At 41.6% G+C, this 25,233-nt stretch carries 23 protein-coding genes; 11 read left to right on the top strand and 12 right to left on the bottom strand.

The features are described from left to right. Positions 1-148: 148 nt before the first annotated feature. From HV560_RS03480 to HV560_RS03470, 3 genes are all read right to left on the bottom strand, one after another. On the bottom strand, positions 149-5,569 hold the full coding sequence (locus HV560_RS03480) for a YadA-like family protein (protein WP_176812153.1): 5,421 nt from the start codon (positions 5,567-5,569) through the stop codon (positions 149-151). 270 nt (positions 5,570-5,839) lie between these two features. Further along, positions 5,840-7,207: a UDP-N-acetylmuramate:L-alanyl-gamma-D-glutamyl-meso-diaminopimelate ligase gene (mpl, locus tag HV560_RS03475; RefSeq protein ID WP_176812152.1), complete on the bottom strand. Its 1,368-nt coding sequence runs from the start codon at positions 7,205-7,207 to the stop codon at positions 5,840-5,842. 71 nt (positions 7,208-7,278) lie between these two features. Continuing rightward, entirely contained in the window at positions 7,279-8,037 is a 759-nt protein-coding gene (locus HV560_RS03470; RefSeq protein WP_159628986.1) for an MlaA family lipoprotein, read from the bottom strand. Between the two features lie 157 nt (positions 8,038-8,194). On the opposite strand from HV560_RS03470, the gene metJ reads away from it, so the two are divergent. Genes metJ through panF form a run of 3 tightly spaced genes read left to right on the top strand, consistent with a single transcriptional unit; the run spans position 8,195 to position 10,223 of the window. Further along, positions 8,195-8,512 (top strand): met regulon transcriptional regulator MetJ, encoded by a 318-nt coding sequence (gene metJ, locus HV560_RS03465; RefSeq protein WP_159628985.1) that lies wholly within the window; start codon positions 8,195-8,197, stop codon positions 8,510-8,512. A 53-nt stretch (positions 8,513-8,565) separates the two neighbouring features. Continuing rightward, positions 8,566-8,793, top strand: coding sequence for a YhdT family protein (locus tag HV560_RS03460; protein ID WP_371739913.1), 228 nt, complete (start codon positions 8,566-8,568; stop codon positions 8,791-8,793). After that, on the top strand, positions 8,790-10,223 hold the full coding sequence (gene panF / locus HV560_RS03455; protein ID WP_176812151.1) for a sodium/pantothenate symporter: 1,434 nt from the start codon (positions 8,790-8,792) through the stop codon (positions 10,221-10,223). Before HV560_RS03460 ends, panF begins: the two co-directional genes overlap by 4 nt. Before the next feature lie 81 nt (positions 10,224-10,304). Here panF and HV560_RS03450 read toward each other — a convergent pair whose 3' ends face one another. Continuing rightward, positions 10,305-10,643, bottom strand: coding sequence for a P-II family nitrogen regulator (locus HV560_RS03450; RefSeq protein WP_159628982.1), 339 nt, complete (start codon positions 10,641-10,643; stop codon positions 10,305-10,307). A gap of 231 nt (positions 10,644-10,874) precedes the next feature. Between HV560_RS03450 and dnaK the strand changes: the two genes are divergently transcribed. The 6 genes from dnaK (at position 10,875) to HV560_RS03420 (ending at position 17,119) form a co-directional block, all read left to right on the top strand. Next, positions 10,875-12,773 carry a molecular chaperone DnaK gene (gene dnaK / locus HV560_RS03445; protein WP_176812150.1) on the top strand — a complete coding sequence of 633 codons (1,899 nt, stop codon included), beginning with the start codon at positions 10,875-10,877 and terminating at the stop codon, positions 12,771-12,773. A 49-nt stretch (positions 12,774-12,822) separates the two neighbouring features. Next, positions 12,823-13,350 carry a hypothetical protein gene (locus tag HV560_RS03440; RefSeq protein ID WP_238348729.1) on the top strand — a complete coding sequence of 176 codons (528 nt, stop codon included), beginning with the start codon at positions 12,823-12,825 and terminating at the stop codon, positions 13,348-13,350. Positions 13,351-13,368: 18 nt separating this feature from the next. Beyond that, positions 13,369-13,794: a VapD gene (locus HV560_RS03435; protein WP_176809559.1), complete on the top strand. Its 426-nt coding sequence runs from the start codon at positions 13,369-13,371 to the stop codon at positions 13,792-13,794. Positions 13,795-13,825: 31 nt separating this feature from the next. Next, complete coding sequence (locus HV560_RS03430; protein WP_159628979.1) at positions 13,826-14,128, top strand: hypothetical protein; 303 nt, start codon at positions 13,826-13,828, stop codon at positions 14,126-14,128. A 93-nt stretch (positions 14,129-14,221) separates the two neighbouring features. Further along, on the top strand, positions 14,222-15,361 hold the full coding sequence (dnaJ, locus tag HV560_RS03425) for a molecular chaperone DnaJ (protein ID WP_176812148.1): 1,140 nt from the start codon (positions 14,222-14,224) through the stop codon (positions 15,359-15,361). Positions 15,362-15,610: 249 nt separating this feature from the next. After that, the gene (locus HV560_RS03420; RefSeq protein ID WP_176807640.1) at positions 15,611-17,119 is read left to right on the top strand and encodes a catalase; all 1,509 of its coding nucleotides are present in this window, start codon (positions 15,611-15,613) and stop codon (positions 17,117-17,119) included. A gap of 3 nt (positions 17,120-17,122) precedes the next feature. Here HV560_RS03420 and HV560_RS10445 read toward each other — a convergent pair whose 3' ends face one another. The 6 genes from HV560_RS10445 to rluC all read right to left on the bottom strand — a co-directional run bounded on the left by HV560_RS10445 (position 17,123) and on the right by rluC (position 22,155). Then, complete coding sequence (locus HV560_RS10445) at positions 17,123-17,248, bottom strand: hypothetical protein (protein WP_272955347.1); 126 nt, start codon at positions 17,246-17,248, stop codon at positions 17,123-17,125. Positions 17,249-17,351: 103 nt separating this feature from the next. Continuing rightward, complete coding sequence (locus HV560_RS03415) at positions 17,352-18,686, bottom strand: cation:proton antiporter (RefSeq protein WP_159628976.1); 1,335 nt, start codon at positions 18,684-18,686, stop codon at positions 17,352-17,354. Positions 18,687-18,806: 120 nt separating this feature from the next. Beyond that, positions 18,807-19,949: a succinyl-diaminopimelate desuccinylase gene (gene dapE, locus HV560_RS03410; RefSeq protein ID WP_176807641.1), complete on the bottom strand. Its 1,143-nt coding sequence runs from the start codon at positions 19,947-19,949 to the stop codon at positions 18,807-18,809. Between the two features lie 21 nt (positions 19,950-19,970). Next, a complete protein-coding gene (locus tag HV560_RS03405; protein ID WP_159628974.1) occupies positions 19,971-20,327 on the bottom strand; it encodes an ArsC family reductase in 357 nt (118 codons plus the stop codon). Between the two features lie 15 nt (positions 20,328-20,342). Then, positions 20,343-21,191, bottom strand: coding sequence for a dihydropteroate synthase (folP, locus tag HV560_RS03400; RefSeq protein ID WP_176812147.1), 849 nt, complete (start codon positions 21,189-21,191; stop codon positions 20,343-20,345). Between the two features lies 1 nt (position 21,192). Further along, entirely contained in the window at positions 21,193-22,155 is a 963-nt protein-coding gene (rluC, locus tag HV560_RS03395; protein WP_176812146.1) for a 23S rRNA pseudouridine(955/2504/2580) synthase RluC, read from the bottom strand. 107 nt (positions 22,156-22,262) lie between these two features. Here rluC and HV560_RS03390 point away from each other — a divergent pair, with 107 nt between their 5' ends. Both HV560_RS03390 and rraA read left to right on the top strand, forming a co-directional pair. Next, positions 22,263-23,180, top strand: coding sequence for a mechanosensitive ion channel family protein (locus HV560_RS03390; RefSeq protein ID WP_176812145.1), 918 nt, complete (start codon positions 22,263-22,265; stop codon positions 23,178-23,180). 83 nt (positions 23,181-23,263) lie between these two features. Further along, positions 23,264-23,761, top strand: a complete 498-nt coding sequence (gene rraA, locus HV560_RS03385) for a ribonuclease E activity regulator RraA (RefSeq protein WP_176807646.1) — start codon at positions 23,264-23,266, stop codon at positions 23,759-23,761. 58 nt (positions 23,762-23,819) lie between these two features. On the opposite strand, the gene HV560_RS03380 is transcribed toward rraA, so the two are convergent. Together HV560_RS03380 and HV560_RS03375 are read right to left on the bottom strand one after the other, a co-directional pair. After that, positions 23,820-24,533, bottom strand: a complete 714-nt coding sequence (locus HV560_RS03380; protein WP_176812825.1) for a tRNA1(Val) (adenine(37)-N6)-methyltransferase — start codon at positions 24,531-24,533, stop codon at positions 23,820-23,822. 48 nt (positions 24,534-24,581) lie between these two features. After that, entirely contained in the window at positions 24,582-25,091 is a 510-nt protein-coding gene (locus HV560_RS03375) for a Dps family protein (protein ID WP_176807647.1), read from the bottom strand. Positions 25,092-25,233 lie beyond the last annotated feature (142 nt).

Below are 25,233 nucleotides of genomic sequence, written 5' to 3'. Positions count from 1 at the left end.
CTCCATTACAAGCGGTTGAATTTTAGCAATTTTTTGCAACTGCTACATAATAGCAAAATTTTAACAAAATTTAACCGCTTGTGCTGATTGCTCTATACCAAGTAAAAATCCCTTTCCAAAGAAAGGGATTTAAACCACTATAAATAAATTACCACTGGTAACCAACTCCCATAGAGCCACCGAAGTCTCCGCTAGTATTCGCATTACCTTGTAATTTCAAGATAAGTTTGCCGTTATTGCTTGAGCGAGAGTAACCCACTGCAACTGCATTTTCACCTTTGAAAGTGCCTGCTGATGCAGCAATCATTGATTTACCTGGAATGTAAACCTGTGGTAAGCCTGCTGCGGCATTCGCCCCTGCAATGCCTGCTCGCAAGTTACGATTGTTACGGTTGATCTTATTATCAAGATGACTTACCGCACCTTTTAACTGGTTTACATTCACTGCATCTGTGCCTTTCACACCTGGAGCAACATTTGTAATGCGTGTTGGTGCATTATTCGCCCCCACCAAGTTCACTTCATTTACACCATCTTGTGCAATAGATGAACTGATAGTGGTATTGCCTACTTTCACGGTATCAAATTCAGGAGTACTTGAAGTGGCAACTTCAACTGTTGAATCTTTACGTGAAACAACCATATTTTTACCACCAGAAACCGTTACGTTCCCCTTATTTTTCACCTTTTTAGATCCCTGTTCTGAATCTTTAGCCGTATTGCCTACAACAGTTAGCTCCCAACCGATGTTATCTAATTCACTCTGTAATTGACCGCCTGGGCCTTGTGGCCCCTGTGGACCGATAGGCCCTGTTGGCCCTACAGCACCTGCTTCACCTTTAGGACCCGCTTCACCACGGTCACCTTTGGCACCCGCTGGCCCCTGTGGACCGATAGGCCCTGTTGGCCCTACAGCACCTGTTTCACCTTTAGGACCCACTTCACCACGGTCGCCTTTAGCACCCGCTGGCCCCTGTGGACCGATAGGCCCTGTTGGCCCTACAGCACCTGCTTCACCTTTAGGACCCGCTTCACCACGGTCACCTTTGGCACCCGCTGGCCCCTGTGGACCGATAGGCCCTGTTGGCCCTACAGCACCTGTTTCACCTTTAGGACCCGCTTCACCACGGTCACCTTTGGCACCCGCTGGCCCCTGTGGACCGATAGGCCCTGTTGGCCCTACAGCACCTGTTTCACCTTTAGGACCCGCTTCACCACGGTCACCTTTGGCACCCGCTGGCCCCTGTGGACCGATAGGCCCTGTTGGCCCTACAGCACCTGTTTCACCTTTAGGACCCACTTCACCACGGTCGCCTTTAGCACCCTCTGGCCCCTGTGGACCGATAGGCCCTGTTGGCCCTACAGCACCTGTTTCACCTTTAGGACCCGCTTCACCACGGTCACCTTTGGCACCCGCTGGCCCCTGTGGACCGATAGGCCCTGTTGGCCCTACAGCACCTGTTTCACCTTTAGGACCCGCTTCACCACGGTCACCTTTGGCACCCGCTGGCCCCTGTGGACCGATAGGCCCTGTTGGCCCTACAGCACCTGCTTCACCTTTAGGACCCGCTTCACCACGGTCACCTTTGGCACCCGCTGGCCCCTGTGGACCGATAGGCCCTGTTGGCCCTACAGCACCTGTTTCACCTTTAGGACCCGCTTCACCACGGTCACCTTTGGCACCCGCTGGCCCCTGTGGACCGATAGGCCCTGTTGGCCCTACAGCACCTGTTTCACCTTTAGGACCCACTTCACCACGGTCGCCTTTAGCACCCTCTGGCCCCTGTGGACCGATAGGCCCTGTTGGCCCTACAGCACCTGTTTCACCTTTAGGACCCGCTTCACCACGGTCACCTTTGGCACCCGCTGGCCCCTGTGGACCGATAGGCCCTGTTGGCCCTACAGCACCTGTTTCACCTTTAGGACCCGCTTCACCACGGTCACCTTTGGCACCCGCTGGCCCCTGTGGACCGATAGGCCCTGTTGGCCCTACAGCACCTGCTTCACCTTTAGGACCCGCTTCACCACGGTCACCTTTGGCACCCGCTGGCCCCTGTGGACCGATAGGCCCTGTTGGCCCTACAGCACCTGCTTCACCTTTAGGACCCACTTCACCACGGTCACCTTTGGCACCCGCTGGCCCCTGTGGACCGATAGGCCCTGTTGGCCCTACAGCACCTGCTTCACCTTTAGGACCCGCTTCACCACGGTCGCCTTTGGCACCGTTTTTGATCGTTAGTACTTCTTGGGTGCCGTCTGGCTTGATGATGGTTAAATCATAGCCATAATCGCGCTCTTGTTTGCTGATACTGGTACCCTTAACAGTGATAAGCTGCACACCGTCAGCAGTAGTTTTGCCTGATACCTGTACGCCATTATCACCGACAAACTTTACCATACCACCGTTTTGAATGACCTTACTAAATGTAAAGTCATTCACAGGAGCACCCACATTGCCAGTACCAATCGCCCAAGCCATCGCACGCAAATCGCCCACTGTGGCTGCCGTGTCATCTTTGATTTTCGGATCATTAAGATTCAAAAGCCCTGTACCATCTACCTTAGTCAAACCACTTTTCAGATTGTTTAAAATCATTGGCGTTTTGGTAGAGCCATCATGATTTTTCAACGCAACGCTGAGCGGATTGTCTCCGGTGACTGTTACTGTAGCACCATCTTCATCAACAAAAGTGCCATCAGGCTTTTTGTACACTTTCTTACCGTCTTTGTTGACATAGATGACAGGAATTTGGTCCAAAGTACCTTTTGCCACAAAGTATAGCTGCGATCCGTTAATCGCATCGGTTGAGCTCTCGGTAATAGCACCAGCCGCCACATTTTGGATACGGCGTTCTTTGTCTTTATCACCCACCGAGATCACACCTGTGGTGATATCTGCATTGCCTACAAAATTGCCATAGGTAACATTATTAATAGTAGCATCTGCTGCTTTTACCAAACCTGCAGTATTATTACCTACGGTATAGGCTGAATTTGAACCTAAAAATACAGAGTTATTAGTAGTCTGGGTAATACTATTACCTAAGGCAAAGACATCGTTTTGTCCTTGTACCAAGTTATTATCATTACCCACCGAATAGGAATTATTGGCATCAATAGTGCTTGGATCACCCAAAGCACCTGAATTGTTGCCATTAACGGTATTGCCCTTACCGATAGAAATCGCATTGTCGCCAAGTGCTTTTGCACCTGTACCGATGGCAATAGCATTTATCTTACTAGCATACGCACCTGTACCTAACGCAATCGCATCGTCTGCAGTGGCACGAGTACCATTCGGATTATGCACGCCATCGGTATTCTTGCCATCAGTTTCTACCGCCCCAATGGCAATCGTACGCTTACCTGTGGCTTGTGCTGAATGCCCTACTGCAAATGCACCATCTGCTATGGCAGATGCCACATTGCCGATAGCGGTCGCATAACTACCAGATGCTACCGATTCACGCCCCATAGAGAGCGTGCTATTGCCTGTTGCCTGCGCCCCCTGACCGATAGCGACACTATTATAACCTTTGGCGGATACTGCTGAACCCACGCCTACTGCATAAGTGCCTTTAGCTTGGGCATATCCACCGATAGCAGTTGCCCCTTTTCCTGCGGTGGCTTTATCGCCCAATGCCACACCATTTATAGATTGAAATACTTTGATATTTTGGGAAACCTGCGTGGGTGCTACGGTGTTATGGTCGGTTGAAAAATTAGGATTTTGTCTATACCCAATGCCTGGATTCTGACCACTTGCAACAGTAGCCCCCCTACCAATCGCCACAGAATTAGCTACAGCACTGGTATCTTTATCACCAATTTTAACCCCTTGCTGGGCGTCAAACTGCAAGCTAGACAAACCCTTCACATGCGAACTTAGCTCCACCGATACAGTGTTGGTGACAGTGTCAATGGTGGTGATGATATTTTGGGTATCAGCACGATTTTTAGCATCTGTATCTTTTTTTTCTGTTTTTGTGTCTGTTTGAGCAGCTGTCTCTTTACCCTTAATTCCTAGCACACGATTAGGCATAGTTTTGGCGGTGGCTGTATCAATGGCAGGCTTGTCAGCAGACAAATCTTTATCGGCAAAGTATTTGGCGGCCGTGGCTTTTAACTGTGCCACATTGACCGCATCAGAGTCGGCACTCCCTGCGGCCACATTGATGATTTGGCGAGTGGTTTCATCTGTTGCACCTACCGACACTGCACCATTTTCAGTGCCTTTGACGGTTGCCAAAATCTCTGCGTTATCTTCTGCGGTATTGGTTGGCGAATACACGCTGTTTTGGGCAGCATTCGGTGTGGTGCTGGCGGTGGTTGCACCTTCTGGCAGTCCAGCACGATCTGCCAAAGAGTTTGCACCCAATGCGACCGCACCTTGTTTTCTTGCTTGAGCATTTGAACCAACCGCCGTGCTATACTGTGCATAAACTTGTGCTGCTGTACCGATGGCAGTACCAGATTCGCCTAAAACTGAAACATAAGCACCCGCACCCAATGCGGTGCCAACTGTAGCACCGAAGGCTACTTCTGCCCTTTCACCCAAAGCGGTGGCACCTCTGGCATATGCATGTGTACGATGCCCTAAAGCGGTGGAGTACAAGCCCCCCGCTTCTGAGTCTACACCAAAGGCAATGCTACTCTCGCCGAAGGCCTCGGATTCAAGACCCAATGCCATTGCATTATGTTTGTAAGCGATTGCAGAGTGGCCTAACGCAATGCTGTCGTCTCCATTGGTTGATGCATGCGAACCAATGGCAATGCTTTGGAACCCAGCTTTAACTTTTTGAGCATTGTCTTTTAGCTTTTTCATCTCTTCGTTGGCTTTTGTAGCAGCAGCATTCAAAATCTCTTTTTTTTCCTCTAAAGTAAGCTCATCTTCCGCCTTGTTTTGTTTTTTTAGTTCCTCCAAATAAGCTAAATTTCGAAACTCGTCAATTTGTAAGTCATTATTTATAATCCTCTCATAATAATCATCAGTACCTGCAATAGCACCTGTACCAACAGCAATGCTTTCTGTAGCCACAGCAACAGAAGTACCGACAGCGATACTTGCACCACTCATAGCTTTGGCAGCCGTACCTAATGCGGTTGCAGCAATTTCGCTCGCTTGAGCATCTGCACCAAATGCTGATGCATTCACGCCATCAGCTTTTGCCTTGCTGCCCACTGCTGTACTATATTTAGCATTTGCTTTTGTGTCATAGCCAATTGCTACGCCATATTCACGATCAGCCCAAGCACCATATCCTAATGACAATCTCCCATATATCGGATCAAAAAGATAGGTCATATTGTTTTTATAAACATCATTGCCGCCACATCTTTCCATTAACCTATCAAAGTCATCATTAAAATCCCCTCCTTGCAATTCTCCTAAGTTGGAAATACAAGTGTAATCGATCGCGTTCCCTGTTATGCGATGAGTGGCGTTTGTTGGAGGAGGTACAGGCGTAAGCTGAGCAACTGCATTTGGAATAGAAAGGATGACCGAAGCAGCCAATGCACTCAGCGTTAATATTTTGACAGTGCTACGGCACTTTCCTTGATTTAGCATTTTCACATACAGCTTGAAAGGTGTGTGTGTGTGTGTGTGTGTGTGGGGGGGGGGGGGGGGGGGTAAAAACTACACGATAGATTTTATTCATATTGTCCTCTTTATATAGGTAATTTTCATTATTTAAAAAAAGCAGTGTATATTATCAAATTGCTTATAATTTGTCTTGTTGATTTATTTAAAAATCCAGTAAATTCGTTCACGAAAAGGATGATAGTGCATAAAGGCACAAGCGGTCATATTTTGTGAAAAATTTACCGCTTGTGAGATTTATTTTTCGGCTAATTTAGTGAGTAGTTTTTGATGAATCCCACCAAATGCCCCGTTGCTCATCACTAAAATATGGTCAGTTGGTTTGGCTTGTTTGGCGATTAGGGCGACTAAATCATCTAGATTTTCCGACCAGTAGGAGGCAGGTTGCGATAAAGCATTGGTAATCTCACTCACGTTCCAGGTAAGCATTTCGGGCTGATAGATAAATACCGCTTGGGCATCGTGCAGGCTGGGAGCAATCTCGTCTTTATGTATGCCCATTTTCATCGTATTTGAACGTGGCTCTAGCACCGCTAAAATCCGTTGATGTTGCCCTACTTTGCCACGTAAGGCATCAATGGTGGCTTCAATTGCGGTTGGGTGGTGGGCAAAATCATCATACACCGTAATGCCGTTTATTTCGCCTTTGACTTCTAAACGGCGGTTGGCGTTAATAAATGTGCCTAATGCGTGGCAGGCATTTTCTACTTCAACGCCTGCGTGGTGGGCGGCTGCAATTGCCATTAGGGCGTTGTGCATATTGTGTTTGCCAATGAGAGACCAATGCACTTCGCCTTTTTTATTGCTTAAATGAAAGACTTCAAATTGTGAGCAGTCGGCGTTGAGTGGCTTTGCAAACCATTCTTTTTGTTCGCCAATAAATTGTAATTGGCTGTAGCTGCCCATTTTGAGCGTTGCTTGTACGTTTTCATCAGAAAGGGCGGATAAAATACAGCCGCTTTGGGGTATGGTGCGGATAAGGTGATGAAATTGGCGTTGAATGGCGTTTAAATCCGCAAAAATATCGGCGTGGTCAAACTCCATATTGTTGATAATCAGCGTTTTTGGGCTGTAATGCACAAATTTAGAGCGTTTGTCGAAGAAGGCGGAATCGTATTCATCAGCTTCAATCACAAAGAATGGGCTGTTGCCTGCTCTGGCAGAAATACCGAAATTACCTGCCAATCCGCCAATTAAAAATCCTGTGTGAATGCCGTTTTGGTCTAAAATCCAGGCAAGCATTCCTGTGGTTGTCGTTTTGCCGTGTGTGCCAGACACCGCGAGCACCCATTTGTCTTTTAATAAATGATCGTGTAGCCATTGTGGGCCTGAGGTGTAATGAAGTTGATTATCTAGCACATACTCTACGCACGGGTTACCACGGCTCATCGCATTACCAATAACCACCAAATCAGGTGCAGGGTGGAGCTGGCTAACATCATAATGCGGAATAATTTCAATGCCGTGAGAAGCTAAAAAAGTGCTCATTGGGGGGTAAACGTTAATATCTGAGCCAGTTACTTTGTAGCCAAGCTCTCGGGCAATCATCGCGATACCGCCCATAAAAGTGCCACAAATACCTAAAATATGGATATGTTTTTTCATTTCGTTTTGAGTAGAGAGAACAAGCGGTGTTTTTTTGCAAAAAAAATGGTAAAAAACCACCGCTTGTATGATTAATCAATATTTTTCAATTCTTCTTCAGAGAGTTGTTCTTGTTGGCTTGGCTCAACATTGCCATCTTTCACTTTAAATTCTAAGTTTTGAAAGTAGGCTTCGCGGAAGGTGACATAAGGGTCTTGTGCTTGCGTTAACAATGCCTCTTGTTCTAATAATTTAGAGCGGGTGTCAATGCCTTGTACAACGTATTTAGCAATCGACCAAGGTGTTGTACCTACATAAGTTAAGACAGAATAACCTGCTTCCACCGCACTGCCAACGCCTTGGCGTGGCGTGGTGGCACCATAAGCAGGCATCATAATATAAGCACCAGCAGGCACACCGTTTGCACCTAAACTTTCGCCTAAACCACGTTGCCCATTATTTAGACGCAAGTCTTCATCTAAGCTTGCCCAGTCAATTAATCCGCCAAGTCCAAAGACGGTGTTGATCCAAAAACGGTTGAAGTGAACCATTGCTTTCTTGCCTTCCCCTTCAAGTAGGCGGTTAATAAAGCTCACTGGCTCATCAAGATTATTCGCTACATTGACTAAGCCTGTTTTTACTGGGCTAGGAACATAATCTTTCCAGCCTTTTGCTACAGGTTTTAGCACATAAGGATCGAGATAATCATAATTGACCTTCCACATTGCTCGGTTAAAGCCTTCAAGAGGGTCATCACGCACACCTGTTTGAGGGTTAATACTGGAAGAACAAGCCGCTAACAGCACGACGCTGAATACAACAAAAAGTTGCTTTAATGAGGATAATTTCATAAATTTTCCTTTTAGAAATAAATTTTAGCCATTTTAACGAAGTTAATTAAAAATACAAAACAAAAAGCCATTTTTAATCCTAGAAATCCAGACGTCTAGATTGTTATGTACTTCACTTTTAATTACAATACGCACAAAATTTGAGGAGTAATCAATAATGGCAGACTGGAACGGTGAATATATCAGCCCCTATGCAGAACACGGTAAAAAAAGCGAACAAGTAAAGAAAGTCACGGTTTCTATTCCAATTAAAGTATTGGAAATTTTAACTAATGAACGTACACGTCGCCAAATCAAAAATCTTCGCCACGCAACAAATAGCGAATTATTATGCGAGGCATTTTTACACGCATTTACTGGACAGCCTTTACCTAATGATGAAGATCTGATGAAAGAGAGAGCTGATGAAATCCCTGAAGAAGCAAAGAAAAAAATGCGTGAGTTGGGTATTGATCCTGACAATTGGCAATATTAAAACATCTTAGATTAGCAAATGTTATTTTTATCTCTCTAATATCAAGGTACATTATGTCTCCACAATTAAAAAAAGAAGCACGTTGGGCAGTTTGGCTCACTCTGATTTATATGTGTGGTTGGGTAGGCTTTGCTTATTTTTCGCCACAAGGTAGAGGCATTTTTGGCTTTCCAATTTGGTTTGAGCTTTCTTGTATTTTTTTACCTATTATTTTTACGCTTATCGCCACTATTGTGATTAAAAAAGTATATAAAAATATCGATCTGGAAGTAAATGAATGAATAATGAAATGATCTTGCCCCTCCTTGCCTATCTCTTTTTCGTATTTGGTGTCGCTTTCTACGCGTATCGAAAACGTCAAGGTGGCAGTTTTATATCAGAATATTATATCGGCGGACGTTCAATGTCAGGCTTTGTTCTGGCTATGACAACCGCTGCAACCTATGTGGGAGCAAGTTCGTTTATCGGCGGACCAGGTGCGGCTTATAAATATGGCTTAGGCTGGGTTTTACTTGCAATGATTCAAGTACCTGCGGTGTTACTTTCTTTAGGTGCATTAGGCAAAAAATTTGCCTTGCTCGCCCGTAAACATAATAGCGTAACCATTAATGATATGTTGCTTGCCCGCTATCAAAATAAAGTTGTTGTATGGCTTGCCAGTTTCGCCTTGTTGCTCTCATTTTTTGCTATGATGGCGGTGCAATTTATTGGGGCAGGACGCCTGCTTGAAACGACACTCGGCATTCCTTACCAAATGGCCGTAATTGTTTTTGCAGCTACTGTAGGGCTTTATACGTTTATTGGTGGGTTTAGAGCAGTTGTGCTCACCGATACTATTCAAGGCTTAGTGATGATAGTTGGTACCACCATTTTGTTTGGTGGTATTGTGTATGCCGCAGGCGGCGTAGAAAATGCAATGAATACGCTTGAAGCGATTAACCCGCAGCTAACCAGCCCCTACGGTATTGATGAACGCCCACTGGATTTCACGTTTATGACATCATTTTGGGTTTTGGTCTGTTTTGGCTTAATAGGTTTACCGCATATTGCAGTGAGAAGTATGGCATATAAAAATAGCCAAGCATTACATCAAGCAATGATTATTGGTACGATTATGATAGCTATTTTAATGTTGGGTATGCACCTTTCAGGCGTATTAGGCAGAGCGATTGTGCCTGATCTTAAAGTACCCGATCAAGTGATCCCAACGTTAATGGTTCAAGTGCTTCCACCTGTTGTGGCGGGTATTTTCTTAGCTGCCCCAATGGCTGCCATTATGTCATCTATTGATTCTATGTTGATTCAATCTTCCTCAACGTTAATTAAAGATCTTTATTTAGCCGTTAAACCCAATGCCATCAACAACGAAAAAAAAATCAAATTATTCTCCACCATTACGACACTCACATTCACCGTGTTTTTAGTGTTTGCGGCAATGAATCCGCCTGATATGTTAATTTGGCTAAACCTACTCTCTTTAGGCGGCTTAGAAGCAACATTTCTCTGGGTAATTATACTTGGGCTCTACTGGAAAAAAGCCAATGCCACAGGGGCAATTTTCTCGATATTAGCGGGGCTAAGCAGCTATGTTTTAATGACGATATTTAAATTCTCAATTTTCAACTTCCACGCCATAGTTCCCTCTCTCATAATTGGGTTAATTGCCTTTATTATCGGCAATCAATTTGGGGCTAGAAACCTAATTAAATAAGCCATTAATATTAAAACCAGCGAGTAATTTACTAGCTGGTTTTAATTACCTCCACCATTAAGCTAAAAGTCTTGTTTCCATTTAAAGTGCTTCATCGTCTGTTTCACCCGTACGCGTGCGAATCACCTGCTCAATATTGGCAACATAAATTTTTCCATCGCCTACCTGCCCTGAGTAAGATGCACTTAAAATGGCATCAATAACCGCATCGGTTTGATAATTTGAAACCAATATTTCAATCTTTACTTTCGGGCGAAAATCAATCCCTTTGATTTGTGTAAGCTCTTCCTCACTGTGCCCATATTGCCGCCCAAAACCTTTCACTTCGGTAATCGTCATACCTTGCACGCCCATTTCTAAAAGTGCATCTCGCACTTGGTCTAATCTTGAAGGTTGAATAATGGTTGTAATGAGTTTCATCTTATTTCCTACTATAGATAGTTTGTTGAATAATAGCGTTTTGAAGAACCGTTTGTAAATCTATTTACTGTATTTTATTCATCTACAAGCGGTCACTTTTTTCGAAAAATTTGCAATTTTTTTTATTTTGCTCTTGAAGCTTTAAATTTTGCCCCTATTTATGGTTTCGTCTGAACGGGAAAGCAAAATCCCGTTTATTTAAAACTGAATTTATAACTAGAGGAATCAAATATGGGTAAAATCATTGGTATTGACTTAGGTACAACAAACTCTTGTGTAGCGGTAATGGACGGCGACAAACCTCGTGTAATTGAAAACGCAGAAGGTGCTCGCACAACCCCATCAATTATTGCTTATACAGATAAAGAAACTTTAGTCGGTCAGCCAGCAAAACGTCAGGCGATCACTAACCCAAAAAATACATTATTCGCTATAAAACGTTTAATTGGTCGTCGTTTTACTGATGCAGAAGTGCAACGTGATATCGAAATTATGCCGTTTGAAATCAGCAAAGCAGACAACGGCGATGCGTGGGTAAGCGTAAAAGGCGAAAAATTAGCACCGCCACAAATCTCTGCAGAAATCTTGAAAAAAATGAAGAAAACAGCGGAAGATTTCTTAGGCGAACCAGTAACTGAAGCCGTCATCACGGTTCCTGCATACTTTAACGATGCACAACGCCAAGCCACTAAAGATGCGGGTCGTATTGCAGGTTTAGATGTAAAACGTATCATCAACGAACCAACAGCGGCGGCACTTGCCTACGGTTTAGATTCTAAGAAAGAGAACCAAACTATCGCCGTTTACGACTTAGGTGGTGGTACATTCGATATTTCAATTATCGAAATCGACAACTTTGACGGCGAGCAAACCTTTGAAGTGCGTGCAACCAATGGTGACACCCACTTAGGTGGTGAAGACTTCGACAACCGAGTCATTAACTACCTAGTAGAAGAATTCAAAAAAGAACAAGCCGTTGATTTACGCAACGATCCAATGGCAATGCAACGTGTGAAAGAAGCAGCGGAAAAAGCGAAAATTGAGCTTTCTTCGGCACAAGAAACTGAAGTAAATCTTCCGTACATCACAGCAGATGCAAGTGGTCCGAAACACTTAAACATCAAAGTGACTCGTGCGAAATTAGAATCTTTAGTTGAAGATTTAGTAAACCGTTCATTAGAGCCATTAAAAACGGCTTTATCTGACGCTGGTTTATCAGTTAGCGACATCAACGATGTAATCTTAGTGGGCGGTCAAACCCGTATGCCATTAGTACAGAAAAAAGTGGCAGACTTCTTCGGCAAAGAACCACGCAAAGACGTGAACCCAGACGAAGCGGTAGCAATCGGTGCAGCAGTGCAAGGTGGCGTATTAAGCGGCTCGGTAACAGACGTATTGTTATTAGACGTAACCCCACTTTCATTGGGTATCGAAACAATGGGCGGCGTGATGACGACCTTAATTGAGAAAAACACCACGATTCCAACCAAAAAATCGCAAGTGTTCTCAACAGCGGAAGACAACCAAGCTGCGGTAACCATCCACGTGTTACAAGGTGAGCGTAAACGTGCAGCGGATAACAAATCGTTAGGTCAATTCAATCTTGAAGGCATCAACCCAGCTCCACGCGGTATGCCACAAATTGAAGTCACTTTCGATATTGACGCGAACGGTATCATCAACGTGTCTGCGAAAGACAAAAACACTGGCAAAGAACAACAAATCAAAATCCAAGCATCTTCAGGCTTAAGCGATGAAGAAGTAGAACAAATGGTGCGTGATGCGGAAGCGAACGCTGAAGCAGACAAAAAATTTGAAGAGTTAGTTCAAACCCGCAACCAAGCAGATGGTATTGCTCACGCAACCCGTAAGCAAATTACTGAAGCAGGCGATGCGTTAAATGCAGACGACAAAGCGAAAATCGACGCAGCCATTGCAGAATTAGAAACCGCTGCAAAAGGCGAAGACAAAGCGGAGATCGAAGCAAAAATCGAAGCATTAATCAAAGCCTCAGAACCGCTAATGCAAGCCGCTCAAGCAAAAGCCCAAGCTGGCGAGCAACCACAACAAGCTCCAAAAGATGACGGTGTGGTTGATGCGGAATTTGAAGAAGTGAAAGACAATAAATAATCTTCCACCATAACCGTAGGGGCGAAAAATGTTTCGCCCCTTTTATAATATGAAAAATATATTCATTAAACTCATTATAGAAATATTATTGTACACAATAACTTGTGCTAGTTGGTGTGGGATGATATTTATCGTTGAAGAAACAAGAAAAAATACTATATTTTCTATTGAGTCTATTATCACTATAATCACTCTATCTTCATTAATGCTACAAAATTTAAAAGTAAATGAGATAAAACTTATTCAGGATAAATTGGCTGTAAATATATCTATTTTTTCTTTCTTAAGAAGAAGTTGGCATATTTTTGGTTTTTTAGCTATCTTCATAGTTCCATTATTATCTTATGAATTGAAATCATATTTAATCGATGATACTACAGAACTAAAAGAATATTGGAGACTATCAAAATTAATCATTTTTCTTGCATTTGTGTATTCATGTTTTACTTATTTTCTTTCTTTTTGGGGAAAGGATATTGATGAATCAACCAATGATAATGTTCAGAAAAAATATGGTGTTTTTTATGGAGTCCTTTTATTGTTATATTTCACTGTAAAATTAAGTGCAACTTCTTAGAGGAGCTAGATTCCTAAAATGAGCAGATACCTCATTACTTTCGATATGGACACCAACTGTCTAAAAGAACACTATCACGGCAATACGTTTAACAACGCTTATTACGATATTCATAATGTATTGAAGCAGCACGGCTTTGAAAATTTGCAAGGAAGCGTTTACTTAGGAAATGAAGGGGTAAGCGAAGCGCACGGCACGATTGCAATTCAAGAGCTTACCGCAAAATTTAAGTGGTTTTACCCTTGTGTCTCGAATATCAAATTTTATCGGATTGAAAGTGACTTGAACGCAGATTTTATCGCTTACAACGTACATAAAGCTCGTGAAAAATTTGAAAAACAGTTGCAGGTTTTAGAACAAACATTAGTTGATAGCGGCTTAAGTCGTATTCAAATAGATGAAATTCTGAAAAAACAGCGGTTTAGTTTAGAAAATCAATCTTAACAAGCGGTCAAATTTTAAGGAAATGTTGCAAATGCTCAAACTTTACACTACAACTGAAAAAGTGCAAATTCCGTTCTATAAAATCTACAATCACAAAACGAACCAAACGGTGATTGCAACGGAAACCGAAAACGGCAATGAGCCGATTTTGATGGAAGATTTTATCTGGTTTGAAAAAATTCCCACCACAGAAGCTCTGCTTTCAGAAACTTGGGAAAGCATTGAAAACCGTTCCAAGCAAGGCTTGTTAAAACGAGCCTACACGGTGGATTTTGAAAAGCATTTACCTGGCGGCAAAGTCGAAATTTATATTGCGGTGAATCCGCATTGTTAATATAACTAGAGATCTGATCCCCCTCTTTAGAAAAGAGGGGAGTAAAACAAGCGGTCATTTTTTATAAAAATTTTGCAAAAATACGGAAAAACTATGGCAAAAAGAGATTATTACGAAGTCCTTGGCTTGTCGAAAGGGGCAGATGAGAAAGAGATCAAACGAGCCTATAAACGTTTGGCGGCAAAGCATCACCCAGACAAGAACCAAGGCAGCAAAGATTCGGAAGAGAAATTTAAAGAGATTACCGAAGCCTATGAGGTCTTAACAGACCAAGAGAAAAAAGCGATGTACGACCAATATGGTCACGCCGCTTTTGAGCAAGGCGGTAGCGGCTCGGGCGGATTCGGTGGCTTTAGCGGCGGTGGCTTCGGCGGCTTTGAAGATATTTTCAGTGAAATGTTTGGTGGGGGCTTCGGAGGTGGTGGTCGTCGCCAACGTGTAGTGCGTGGCGATGATTTACGTTACGACATCGAAATCACGTTAGAAGAAGCGGTGAAAGGCTGTAAAAAAGATATTCGCATTCAAACCTTGGCTGAATGCGATACTTGCCACGGCTCAGGGGCAGAAGCAGGTAGTAAAGTGGAAACCTGTTCCCACTGCCACGGCACAGGGCGTGTTCGCCGTCAGCAAGGTTTCTTTGTGACCGAAGCGGTTTGCCCAAGCTGTCACGGCACAGGGAAACGCATTGAAAAACCTTGTCGTTCTTGCCACGGCGATGGTCGTGTACAAAAAGCGAAAAATCTGTCAGTTACCATTCCAGCAGGAGTGGACACTGGTAACCAACTTCGTTTATCAGGCGAAGGAGCAGCGGGTGAAAATGGGGCACCAGCAGGCGATTTATACGTTGTTATTCACGTTAAAGAACACGATATTTTTGAACGTGATGGCTCAAATTTATATTGTGAAGTGCCAATCAGCTTTACGCTTGCAGCATTAGGTGGCGAAATTGAAGTACCTACTTTAGATGGCAAACTCAAATTAAAAATCCCAGCTGAAACCCAGACGGGTAAACTATTCCGAGTTCGTGGTAAAGGCGTGGCAAGTGCACGTGGAGGCTATACTGGCGACTTAATTTGCAAAGTAGTTGTTGAAACACCAATTAATTTAAGCGAAGAACAAAAAGCACTATTACGTCAATTTGAGGAAAGTTTAGAGGGTAAAGCACAACACCGCCCAAAACACGAAGGCTTTTTTGATGGCGTGAAGAAATTTTTTGATAATTTAGGGAAATAAATCCACCATCTTATTGATTAAAAAGTACCTGTCTCAGATAGGTACTTTTTTCTTTATACATTTGCAAAAAATTTACTAAAATCAGCCGCTTGTATCACACCTATAAATAGTTGACAATTATAATCAGCTATTAAACAGCAAATTTTAATAGTCATAAATTATCAAATTAATAGATTGCGAAAAAAAGCCTGATCTCTATAATCAATACTCGAATTGATTACCTATCTTACTTTTTATGAGGATTCTATTATGTCAAAATGTCCTGTTATACACTTAACAAGAAACAACGGTGCACCTGTTGTTGATAACCAAAACAGCTTAACTGCAGGCCCACGTGGTCCATTATTATCTCAAGATTTATGGTTACACGAAAAATTAGCTAACTTCGTACGTGAAGTTATTCCTGAGCGTCGTATGCACGCTAAAGGTTCTGGTGCATTTGGTACTTTCACTGTTACTAACGATATCACTAAATACACTCGTGCGGCGATCTTCAGTCAAGTGGGTAAAAAAACTGAAATGTTTGCACGTTTTACCACCGTTGCGGGTGAGCGTGGTGCTGCAGATGCTGAGCGTGATATTCGTGGTTTCGCATTAAAATTCTATACCGAGGAAGGTAACTGGGATATGGTGGGTAACAACACACCCGTATTCTTCTTACGTGATCCACGTAAATTCCCAGATTTAAACAAAGCAGTTAAACGTGACCCACGTACCAATATGCGTTCTGCAACAAACAACTGGGATTTCTGGACATTGTTACCTGAAGCATTCCACCAAGTGACTATCGTAATGAGTGAGCGTGGTATTCCCGCTTCTTACCGCCATATGCACGGTTTTGGTTCACACACTTATAGCTTTATCAATGCTGAAAATGAGCGTTTCTGGGTGAAATTCCATTTCCGTACACAACAAGGTATCAAAAACTTAACAAACGAAGAAGCCGCTGCAATCATTGCAAACGATCGTGAAAGCCACCAGCGTGATTTATATGATGCAATTGAACGTGGTGATTTCCCGAAATGGAAAATGTATGTACAAATTATGCCTGAAACTGATGCAGGCAAAGTACCATACCACCCGTTTGATTTGACAAAAGTATGGCCGAAATCTGATTATCCATTAATCGAAGTAGGTGAATTTGAATTAAACCGTAATCCTGAAAACTTCTTTGCTGATGTTGAGCAATCTGCTTTCGCACCAAGCAACTTAGTTCCAGGTATCAGCGTATCTCCAGACCGTATGTTACAAGCTCGTTTATTCAACTATGCAGACGCTCAACGTTACCGTTTAGGTGTAAACCACCACCAAATCCCTGTAAACGCACCACGTTGCCCAGTGCATAGCAATGCTCGTGATGGTCAAGGCCGTGTGGATGGTAACTACGGTAGTACCATCCATTACGAACCAAATAGCTTCGGCAAATGGCAAGAGCAAGCTCAATATGCTGAACCACCACTCAAAATTAACGGCGATGCAGCACATTGGGATTTCCGTGAAGATGATTCAGACTATTTCAGCCAACCACGCGTATTGTTCAATAATATGAATGATGAACAAAAACAAGCATTATTCAACAATACGGCAGCTGGTATGGGTGATGCATTAGACTTCATCAAATACCGCCATATCCGCAACTGCTATGCTTGCGATCCAGCATACGGCGAAGGTGTTGCTAAAGCATTAGGCATGACGGTTGAAGATGCCATTGCAGCTCGTGCAACAGACCCAGCGTTAGGTCAGCCAGGTTTACTATAATTCTTAGGTAAAACGCAAAAAAAGCTCTACGAAAGTAGAGCTTTTTTCATTTAATAATTCCCTCACAACCATCTTCTTTACCATCTTCTTTAGCCCAATTTTAAATGGCTTCTGTGCTGCAATTTGCATAAAAAATACCTCTCAAAACAAAATCTGAGAGGTATTAAAGTATAAGTAGATAGCTACTAATAATTTCTAGCGAAATAGTATGTATTTTTTTATATTACACATACTAAATATGCGGAATAAAATCGTCTTTACCACCAAGTTTGTTAAAGGCTATTCGTCTTGGATCAACTAATTTCGCCTTTTTAATCATTGGTTCGATAGTTGAACCTTGTACTAGAATAGAGAATGTTACTACTGCATAAGTCATCAACAAAATTAAATCACGCACATCAAGATTACCAGCTGAACTTGAAATCATAGCAACGCCTGAAGGCACGGATAAAGCCATCGCTAAACCTAATCCTCCACGTAAACCACCCCACGTCATAATTCTTAATGTATAAGGATTATAAGTACGGAAACGTTTTAACACTTGATATGGAATCCATAAACTCACATAGCGAGACAGCAAGCATATTGGAATAGCAGCAATCATCAATACACCACCGATAAAAGTAAAATCAACCAATAACGTACTTAATCCAATAAGCAGGAATAACAGATAGTTGAGGGAGTGATCAATCATTTCCCAAAAATGATCGAGGTATTTCTGGCTCTGTTCAGAAAAGCCTGAGCGGCGTGTCCAGTTACCAATCATAATCCCTGCAACTACCATCGCTAATGCACCAGAAACATGTAAGTAGTTTGCCATTACAAATCCGACAGTTGGAATGGTTAGTGTAATTAAAATTTCCAGGCTACCATCATTAGTTGCAGAAATAAATTTATGGGCAACAAAACCAGTTAATAAGCCAAATAAAATGCCACCAACTGCTTCTTGCAAGAATAACATCATTACCCCACTCACTGTTGGGGATTGCCCACCGAATGCCACCGCAAAAATAGTTGTAAAAATCACTAGGCCAATACCATCATTAAATAGAGATTCCCCTTCAACATTCATAGAAAGACGTTTTGGGGCTTTTAAACTTTTGATAATCGCCAGTACAGCAATTGGGTCGGTTGGAGAAATTAGCGAGCCAAATAATAGACAATAAACAAAGCCAATCTCTAATCCACACATTATTGCTACACCATAAATTAATGCTCCGATCAAAAAAGTGGAGATTAATGTAGAAAATAAAGCATAAACAGCAATTTCTCGACGTTGATCTTTCATTAAAGGGAGTTTGATACCAAGTGAACCTGCGAATAACAAAAAGCCAAGCATGCCGTTTAATAAGAAACTGTTGAAATCAAGCTGTTCAAAAATGGAAATGGCCAGTTTATCAACATTAAACCAACCGAAATAGCCGAAAGTAAGAATAAGAAGAGAACCAATCAAGGCGGAGGCTGTAATTGCAATGGTTATTTGAATATTTTCGTTCAGTTTTCTTGTAAAAAAAGAAATGAACATTGCAAGCCCAAATAATAAACAAATATAGAAGTAGAGTTGCATAAAGGTTTTCCTGTAAATATAAAACTAGGATAGTGTAAACTTTATATTAAGTAATGGCTATATAAAAAATAAACAAAGTGATTATTTATTACCCTCCCTCTATTTCCGCTATGCTATGCTTTAATTAAGTAAGTTATCTAAAATTTGGTAATAAATCTCACCGCATTTTGCTAAATCATCTACACTCACACATTCATTCACTTTATGAATAGTTGCATTTAACGGCCCAAATTCCACTACTTCAGTACCCATTAAGGCGATGAATCTACCGTCTGATGTGCCACCGCTAGTATCTAAACGAGGGGTGATTTTTGCTACATTTTCAACCGCTTGCACCGCTGCCTCCACCAATTTTCCCTTACCTGCAAGGAAGGGCTTACCTGATAAATGCCAACTAATACGATATTTTAAGCCATATTTCTCCAACATTTCAGCAACAACCGCTTTAATGATTTCATCACTCACTTCAGTACAGTAACGTAAATTAAACTGCACATAAAGCTCGCCTGGAATAACATTATTGCTACCCGTACCTGCTTTAATATTGGCTATTTGCAAGCTAGTGGGTGGGAAAAAATCATTACCGTTATCCCATTTATATTGAGTCAATTCAGTTAAAAAGCCCAGTGAAGTATGCACAGGGTTTTCAGCCAAATGAGGATAAGCAACGTGCCCTTGAATGCCTTCAATATACAAATCAGCAGTTATGGAGCCACGTCTGCCATTTTTAATTACATCGCCCAATACTTGACTACTTGATGGCTCGCCTACTACACAATAATGTACAGATTCATTACGAGCCATCAAGGTTTCCACTACTTTTACCGTACCATCTTTTGCAGCAGCTTCTTCATCGGAGGTAATCAGTAATGCTACTTTTCCCTTGTGGTTCGGATTATTTTTTACAAAAGTTTCTGCTGCAATCACTAATGCAGAAAGCGAGCCTTTCATATCTGCACAACCACGCCCATAAAGCATTCCATCTACAATTTCAGCAGAAAATGGCGGATATTGCCATTGGTTTTCTTCGCCTACAGGCACAACATCAGTATGCCCTGCAAAAGCAACACAAGGTTCATCTTTGCCGTTTTCCGTACCGTGTGTTGCCCACATATTTAATGTGTCGCCAAATGGTAGCCATTCAATATCAAAGCCAACTTCACTTAAGCGTTCAGCAATTTCTTGTTGGCAGCCTTTATCATCAGGGCTGATAGAATCACGGCGAATTAAGTTTTGTGCAAGGGAGATAATTTCATTTTTCATAAGATTACAAGCGGTTATTTTTTACTTATTTTTTGCAAATATAGCTTGGTACTCGTTCTTATTAAAACCAAGCAACGCAATATCATTTTGAATAACAATTGGACGTTTAATTAACGTAGGCTGTTCTATTAACACCTTTAATGCAGTTTCACTATTAAGATTATGTTTGATCGCTTCATCCAAATTACGCCAAGTAGTGCTACGTTTGTTTACCAGATTTTCCCAACCAAATTTCGCTGCCATTTTCACTAACCAGTCAGAATCTAAACCATCGGCACGGTAATCGTGAAGTATTGGGTTTTGCTGATTCTCTTCTAACCATTTCAAGGCTTTTTTGACGGTATCGCAATTTTTAATACCGTAAACTAAGGTAATCATTTTTACTCCTAAATATTAATTATCTGATTCAACGGTTGCCTGCCAAATTTTTAGCATATCGGCAGTTTCGGCAACATCGTGAACACGTAAAATCTTTGCCCCATGTTGCACAGCAATAAGAGCCGCAGCAATTGAACCCGCTAGCCTTTGCTCTACGGGTTTATCTAACACTGCACCAATCATCGATTTCCGAGAAAGCCCTGCAAGCACAGGAAATCCCGAATCGGCAAAGGCTTTTAAATGTTTTAGTAGTTGATAATTATGCTTAACCGTTTTTCCAAAGCCAAAACCAGGATCTAAAATAATATGCTCTTTAGGAATGCCTGCTGTAACGCACTCGAAAATACGTTGATTTAAGAAATCCGCCACTTCTTCTAACACATCATCATATTCTGGATTTTGCTGCATATTTTGCGGATTACCTTGCATATGCATTAAACAAACCGGCAACCCCAGCTCAGCAACGGTTTCTAATGCGTTTTGCTCAGTTAAAGCTCGAACATCATTAATCATATCCATACCCACTTTTGCAGCTTGTTTGAATACCTCAGCCTTGGAGCTATCCACTGAAATTAAACAGTCAAAACGATTATGAATGGCTTCTACTACTGGCACCACACGCTCAAGCTCTTCTTCTAAAGTCACAATCGCTGCATTCGGGCGAGTCGATTCGCCACCGACATCAATAATAGTTGCTCCTTCATTTAGCATTTTCTCGACGTGGAACAACGCTTTATCAAGGGAGAAAAACTGACCTGAATCAGAAAATGAATCGGGCGTGAAATTTAAAATGCCCATAATGTGTGGCTTAGTCAAATCTAACAAGCGGTCATTTTTTTGAAAATTTTTGAAATAGATTTTCATCTTATTTCTCTGTCCTCAACTTCGCCAACACACCTTTAAGCTTTTTATCCAGCGGTGCAGTAATCACCATTTCCTCACCAGTTTTCGGATGTTCAAAACGAATAGAATAGGCGTGTAAGAACAGGCGGTGTAACCCAGCTTCTTTCATTTTAATGTCGAAATCGCTGTCGCCATATTTATCATCTAAAGCAATCGGGTGTCCTGCATATTGAGTATGCACTCGGATTTGATGCGTTCTACCCGTAACGGGAGAAGCTTTAATCAGCGAGGCATTAGCGTAACGCTCTTCAATGCTAAAGCGAGTTTCAGAGGGTTTACCTTCTTCACTGACTCGCACAATTCGCTCACCACTTGCTAACTCACTTTTAAGCAACGGGGCTTTAATCACTTTAGTATGAGCCTGCCATTGCCCACGCACCAACGCCAAATACTCTTTTTGTACGACTTTTTCACGCAGTTGCTCGTGTAATGAACGCAATGCAGAGCGTTTTTTAGCCACCAGCAAAATGCCCGAAGTATCGCGGTCTATACGATGAACAAGCTCTAAAAAGCGAGCTTGAGAACGTAACGCTCTTAACGCCTCAATTACCCCAAAACTCAAGCCACTACCGCCATGAACTGCAATGCCTGATGGCTTGTTGATAACAAGCATAGAATCATCTTCATACAAGATTTGGCTTTCCAGCTCGGCGACTTTATTCAATTTGGTAGAAATCTGTGGCTCATTTTTCTCTGTCACACGCACAGGTGGAACACGTACTATATCATCAGCGTGCAGTTTGTATTCAGGCTTAGTTCGTCCTTTGTTTACCCGCACTTCGCCTTTACGGACTATACGGTAAATCAAGCTTTTCGGTACGCCTTTGAGTTTTGCCAATAAAAAATTATCTAAACGCTGCCCTGCTTCATCTTCACCAATAGTCAAAAATTTAACGCTGGCACAAATTACTTTTTCTGTTGTCATTATGTTGTCTTTTAGAGAAAATACTCTTTTGAATTCTAACACAAAACCGCCAACCTATTAGTGAGTCGATGGGTTAAATTTTTAATTTTTATTTTAAAGGAACAGATATGACAGATAAAGCTACAGAAATAGCTCCAAAGATTGATGTCGTTGCACAAACAGGGAAAATGATCAATAAAATGAGTTCGATGGATTTTAATACTATTCTTTATGAGTGGATTATTCCTTATGGTACAAAAATCCTACTTGCAATTGCGATTTTTGTCATCGGTAGATTTCTTGCTCGCATCATTAGCACTTTACTAGGAAAAGCTGCATTAACATCAACCAGAAATGAAATGTTGCAAAGTTTTATTACTTCGATCAGCTATTTCTTACTACTATTAATTGTGGTGATTGCCTCACTTTCACAAGTGGGTATTAATACCAGTTCATTAGTCGCATTAATCGGTGCAGCAGGTTTAGCTATTGGTTTATCACTGCAAAACTCATTACAAAACTTCGCAGCAGGTGTGATGCTTCTCATTTTTGAGCCATTTCGTAAAGGTGATTTGATAGAAACGAGTGGCATGAGCGGTGTGGTTGAAAAAATGGGTTTACTCGTTTTAGAGCTTCGTACCGGTGATAACAAAACCGTACTTTTACCAAATGGTAAAGTATTCTCAGATAAAATTGTTAATTACTCGAATAACCCAACTCGTCGCATTGATTTTACGTTTGATATTGCTTACGGTGCTAACTTAAAAAATGCAAAAGAGGTTATTCAACGTATTTTAGAAAATAACGATTATGTATTAAAAGATCCTGCTCCTGTCGTTGCTGTAGGTACGCTAGGCTCAGATAGCGTACAGTTAATTGCTCGCCCTTGGGTACAAACGACAAACTACTGGGTAGCTTATTGGGATATTCTTGAAAAAATTCAATTAGAATTTGATAACTTAAGTATTTCTACTACAGAAGACGATCAAACAGATTTACATCTTAAAAGCGGTACTTTAGATCCCAAAGGAGAATCTCAAATCTAACAAGCGGTCTTTTTCTAATAAAATTTTGCAAATTGAGAGCTACAGTTTATACTCTCGCTATATGATTTAAACAGGAGCATATTATGCGTATTGATACCTCTGAGCTTTGCGATCTTTATTCTGACCAAATTGATGTTGTTGAACCGATTTTCTCAAGTTTTGGGGGTGCCTCTTCCTTCTTTGGCAAAATCACTACCGTCAAATGTTTTGAAAGCAATGGCTTAATTGCTGAAGTGCTGGAAGAAGAAGGCGAAGGGCGTGTGTTATTGGTTGATGGTGGCGGTGCTGTTCGCCGAGCATTAATTGATGCAGAGCTGGCTCAACTCGCTGTGGATAATGGCTGGGAAGGAATCATCGTTTATGGTGCTGTTCGCCAGTTAGATATTTTGGAAAGACTAGAGATTGGCATTCACGCACTTGCTCCTATTCCAGTCGGGGCAGATAATACCGATATTGGCGAGGTAGATACCCCTGTTAATTTTGGCGGTGTAACGTTTTTCCCTGAAGATTATGTCTATGCCGATTTAACAGGCATTATTCTTTCGCAAGAATTGTTGGATTTAAACGATATTAGCGAATAATTTGCAAAAAATTCACAAAAACCGACCGCTTGGTCGGTTTTTTAGTCTGTATAGCAGATCAAAAATTCAAATAAAAATCGCGAGTGATCCGTTTAAATTCCGCAGTGTAACAGTTATTCCGATCATAAATGACCAACTTTCTTTGTACACATCGCCTCTCCTGCAAACGAAAACTCACTATGCTTCGCTTAGGTGCTTTCTCTAATTTAGTAAAAATCGTCCATTGCTCAATGCAATGCAAATCAATTTCTAGACTTTGGGAAATTAATTTCTCTGCCGCTTCCGTGGGTAAAATCATCGTAATTATGCCATTTTCGGCTAACCATTTTTGGGCTTGTGTTAGCCAGTCAAAATGGCTAAAAGTTTTGATGGCACGAGCAAGATCTCGTTGTTCAGTTTGGCTGGCAAGCGAGTGTTCAAAATAGGGCGGGTTACTTACAATTAAATCGAATTTCTGTTCAAATTGTTGTTGCATCACATCGCCCTGTAAAACAGAAATACGATTTGCCCATACAGATTTTTTTACATTTTCACCCGCTTGTCGGCAAGCATTTGGTTCAAGCTCTAATGCAGTAATCTGGCAAGTCTCACTGGTTCGTTGAGCAAGCATAAGGGCAACCAAACCTGAGCCCGTGCCTAAATCTAAAATTTGCTGAGCATTTTCGATATAAGCGATGGCACCAAGCAAAATACCATCAGTATTAACCTTCATCGCACATTTATTATGCTGAATAAAAAACTGTTTAAATTGAAAACCGTTCGACATAGTGATTAAAAAATAAAACCCCGATGAGTATCGGGGTTAAAATCATAAAAACTGTTATGAGTTGCAAGAACAACCTTGTGCGTAATCTGAACATTCTGCACAAGCAGCGGTGAACATCCATACTAATTTTTCTTGCTCTTTGATGTAGTCACTCATTTGAGAAGCTGTACCTTCATCATCAGCCTCATTGGCTAACGTTAAAATTTCACGTTGCTGAGCTAAGAGTGTTTTAAAGCCATCTAATGTGCCTCTTAAACACTCTTGTGCCGCTGAAACACCAATATGTTCTTTAATTTGAGAACGTGTTAAATATTGGCTAAATGCGTTATTTGGCGTATGACCTAAAGTTAAAATACGCTCTGCAATTTCATCTACTTTAGAAACTAAATCATCATAAATTTCTTCAAATTTTGCGTGTAATTCAAAGAAATTTACACCACGCACGTTCCAGTGATAGCCACGCACATTCGTGTAAAATACTTGATACGTTGCTAATAAATCATTTAATTCATCTGCTAATTTTTTTGCGACTTCTTTATTTAAACCGATATTTGACATTGCCATAATATGCTCCTTTTTATTGGTAATTATCTTTCAAATTAAATACATACTGCTCATTTAATTTATAGTTATATTACTACTCAAATAACAACGTGGCAAATGGTTATAATATATACTTATCATAGATATAACCTATCAAGAATTC

Origin of the sequence: Mannheimia pernigra, from assembly GCF_013377995.1 — a bacterium.
In the GTDB taxonomy this organism is placed as follows: Bacteria; Pseudomonadota; Gammaproteobacteria; order Enterobacterales; family Pasteurellaceae; genus Mannheimia; species Mannheimia pernigra.
The sequence above is the reverse complement of the archived record's forward strand: the minus strand, read 5'-3'. Positions and strand labels throughout refer to the sequence as shown.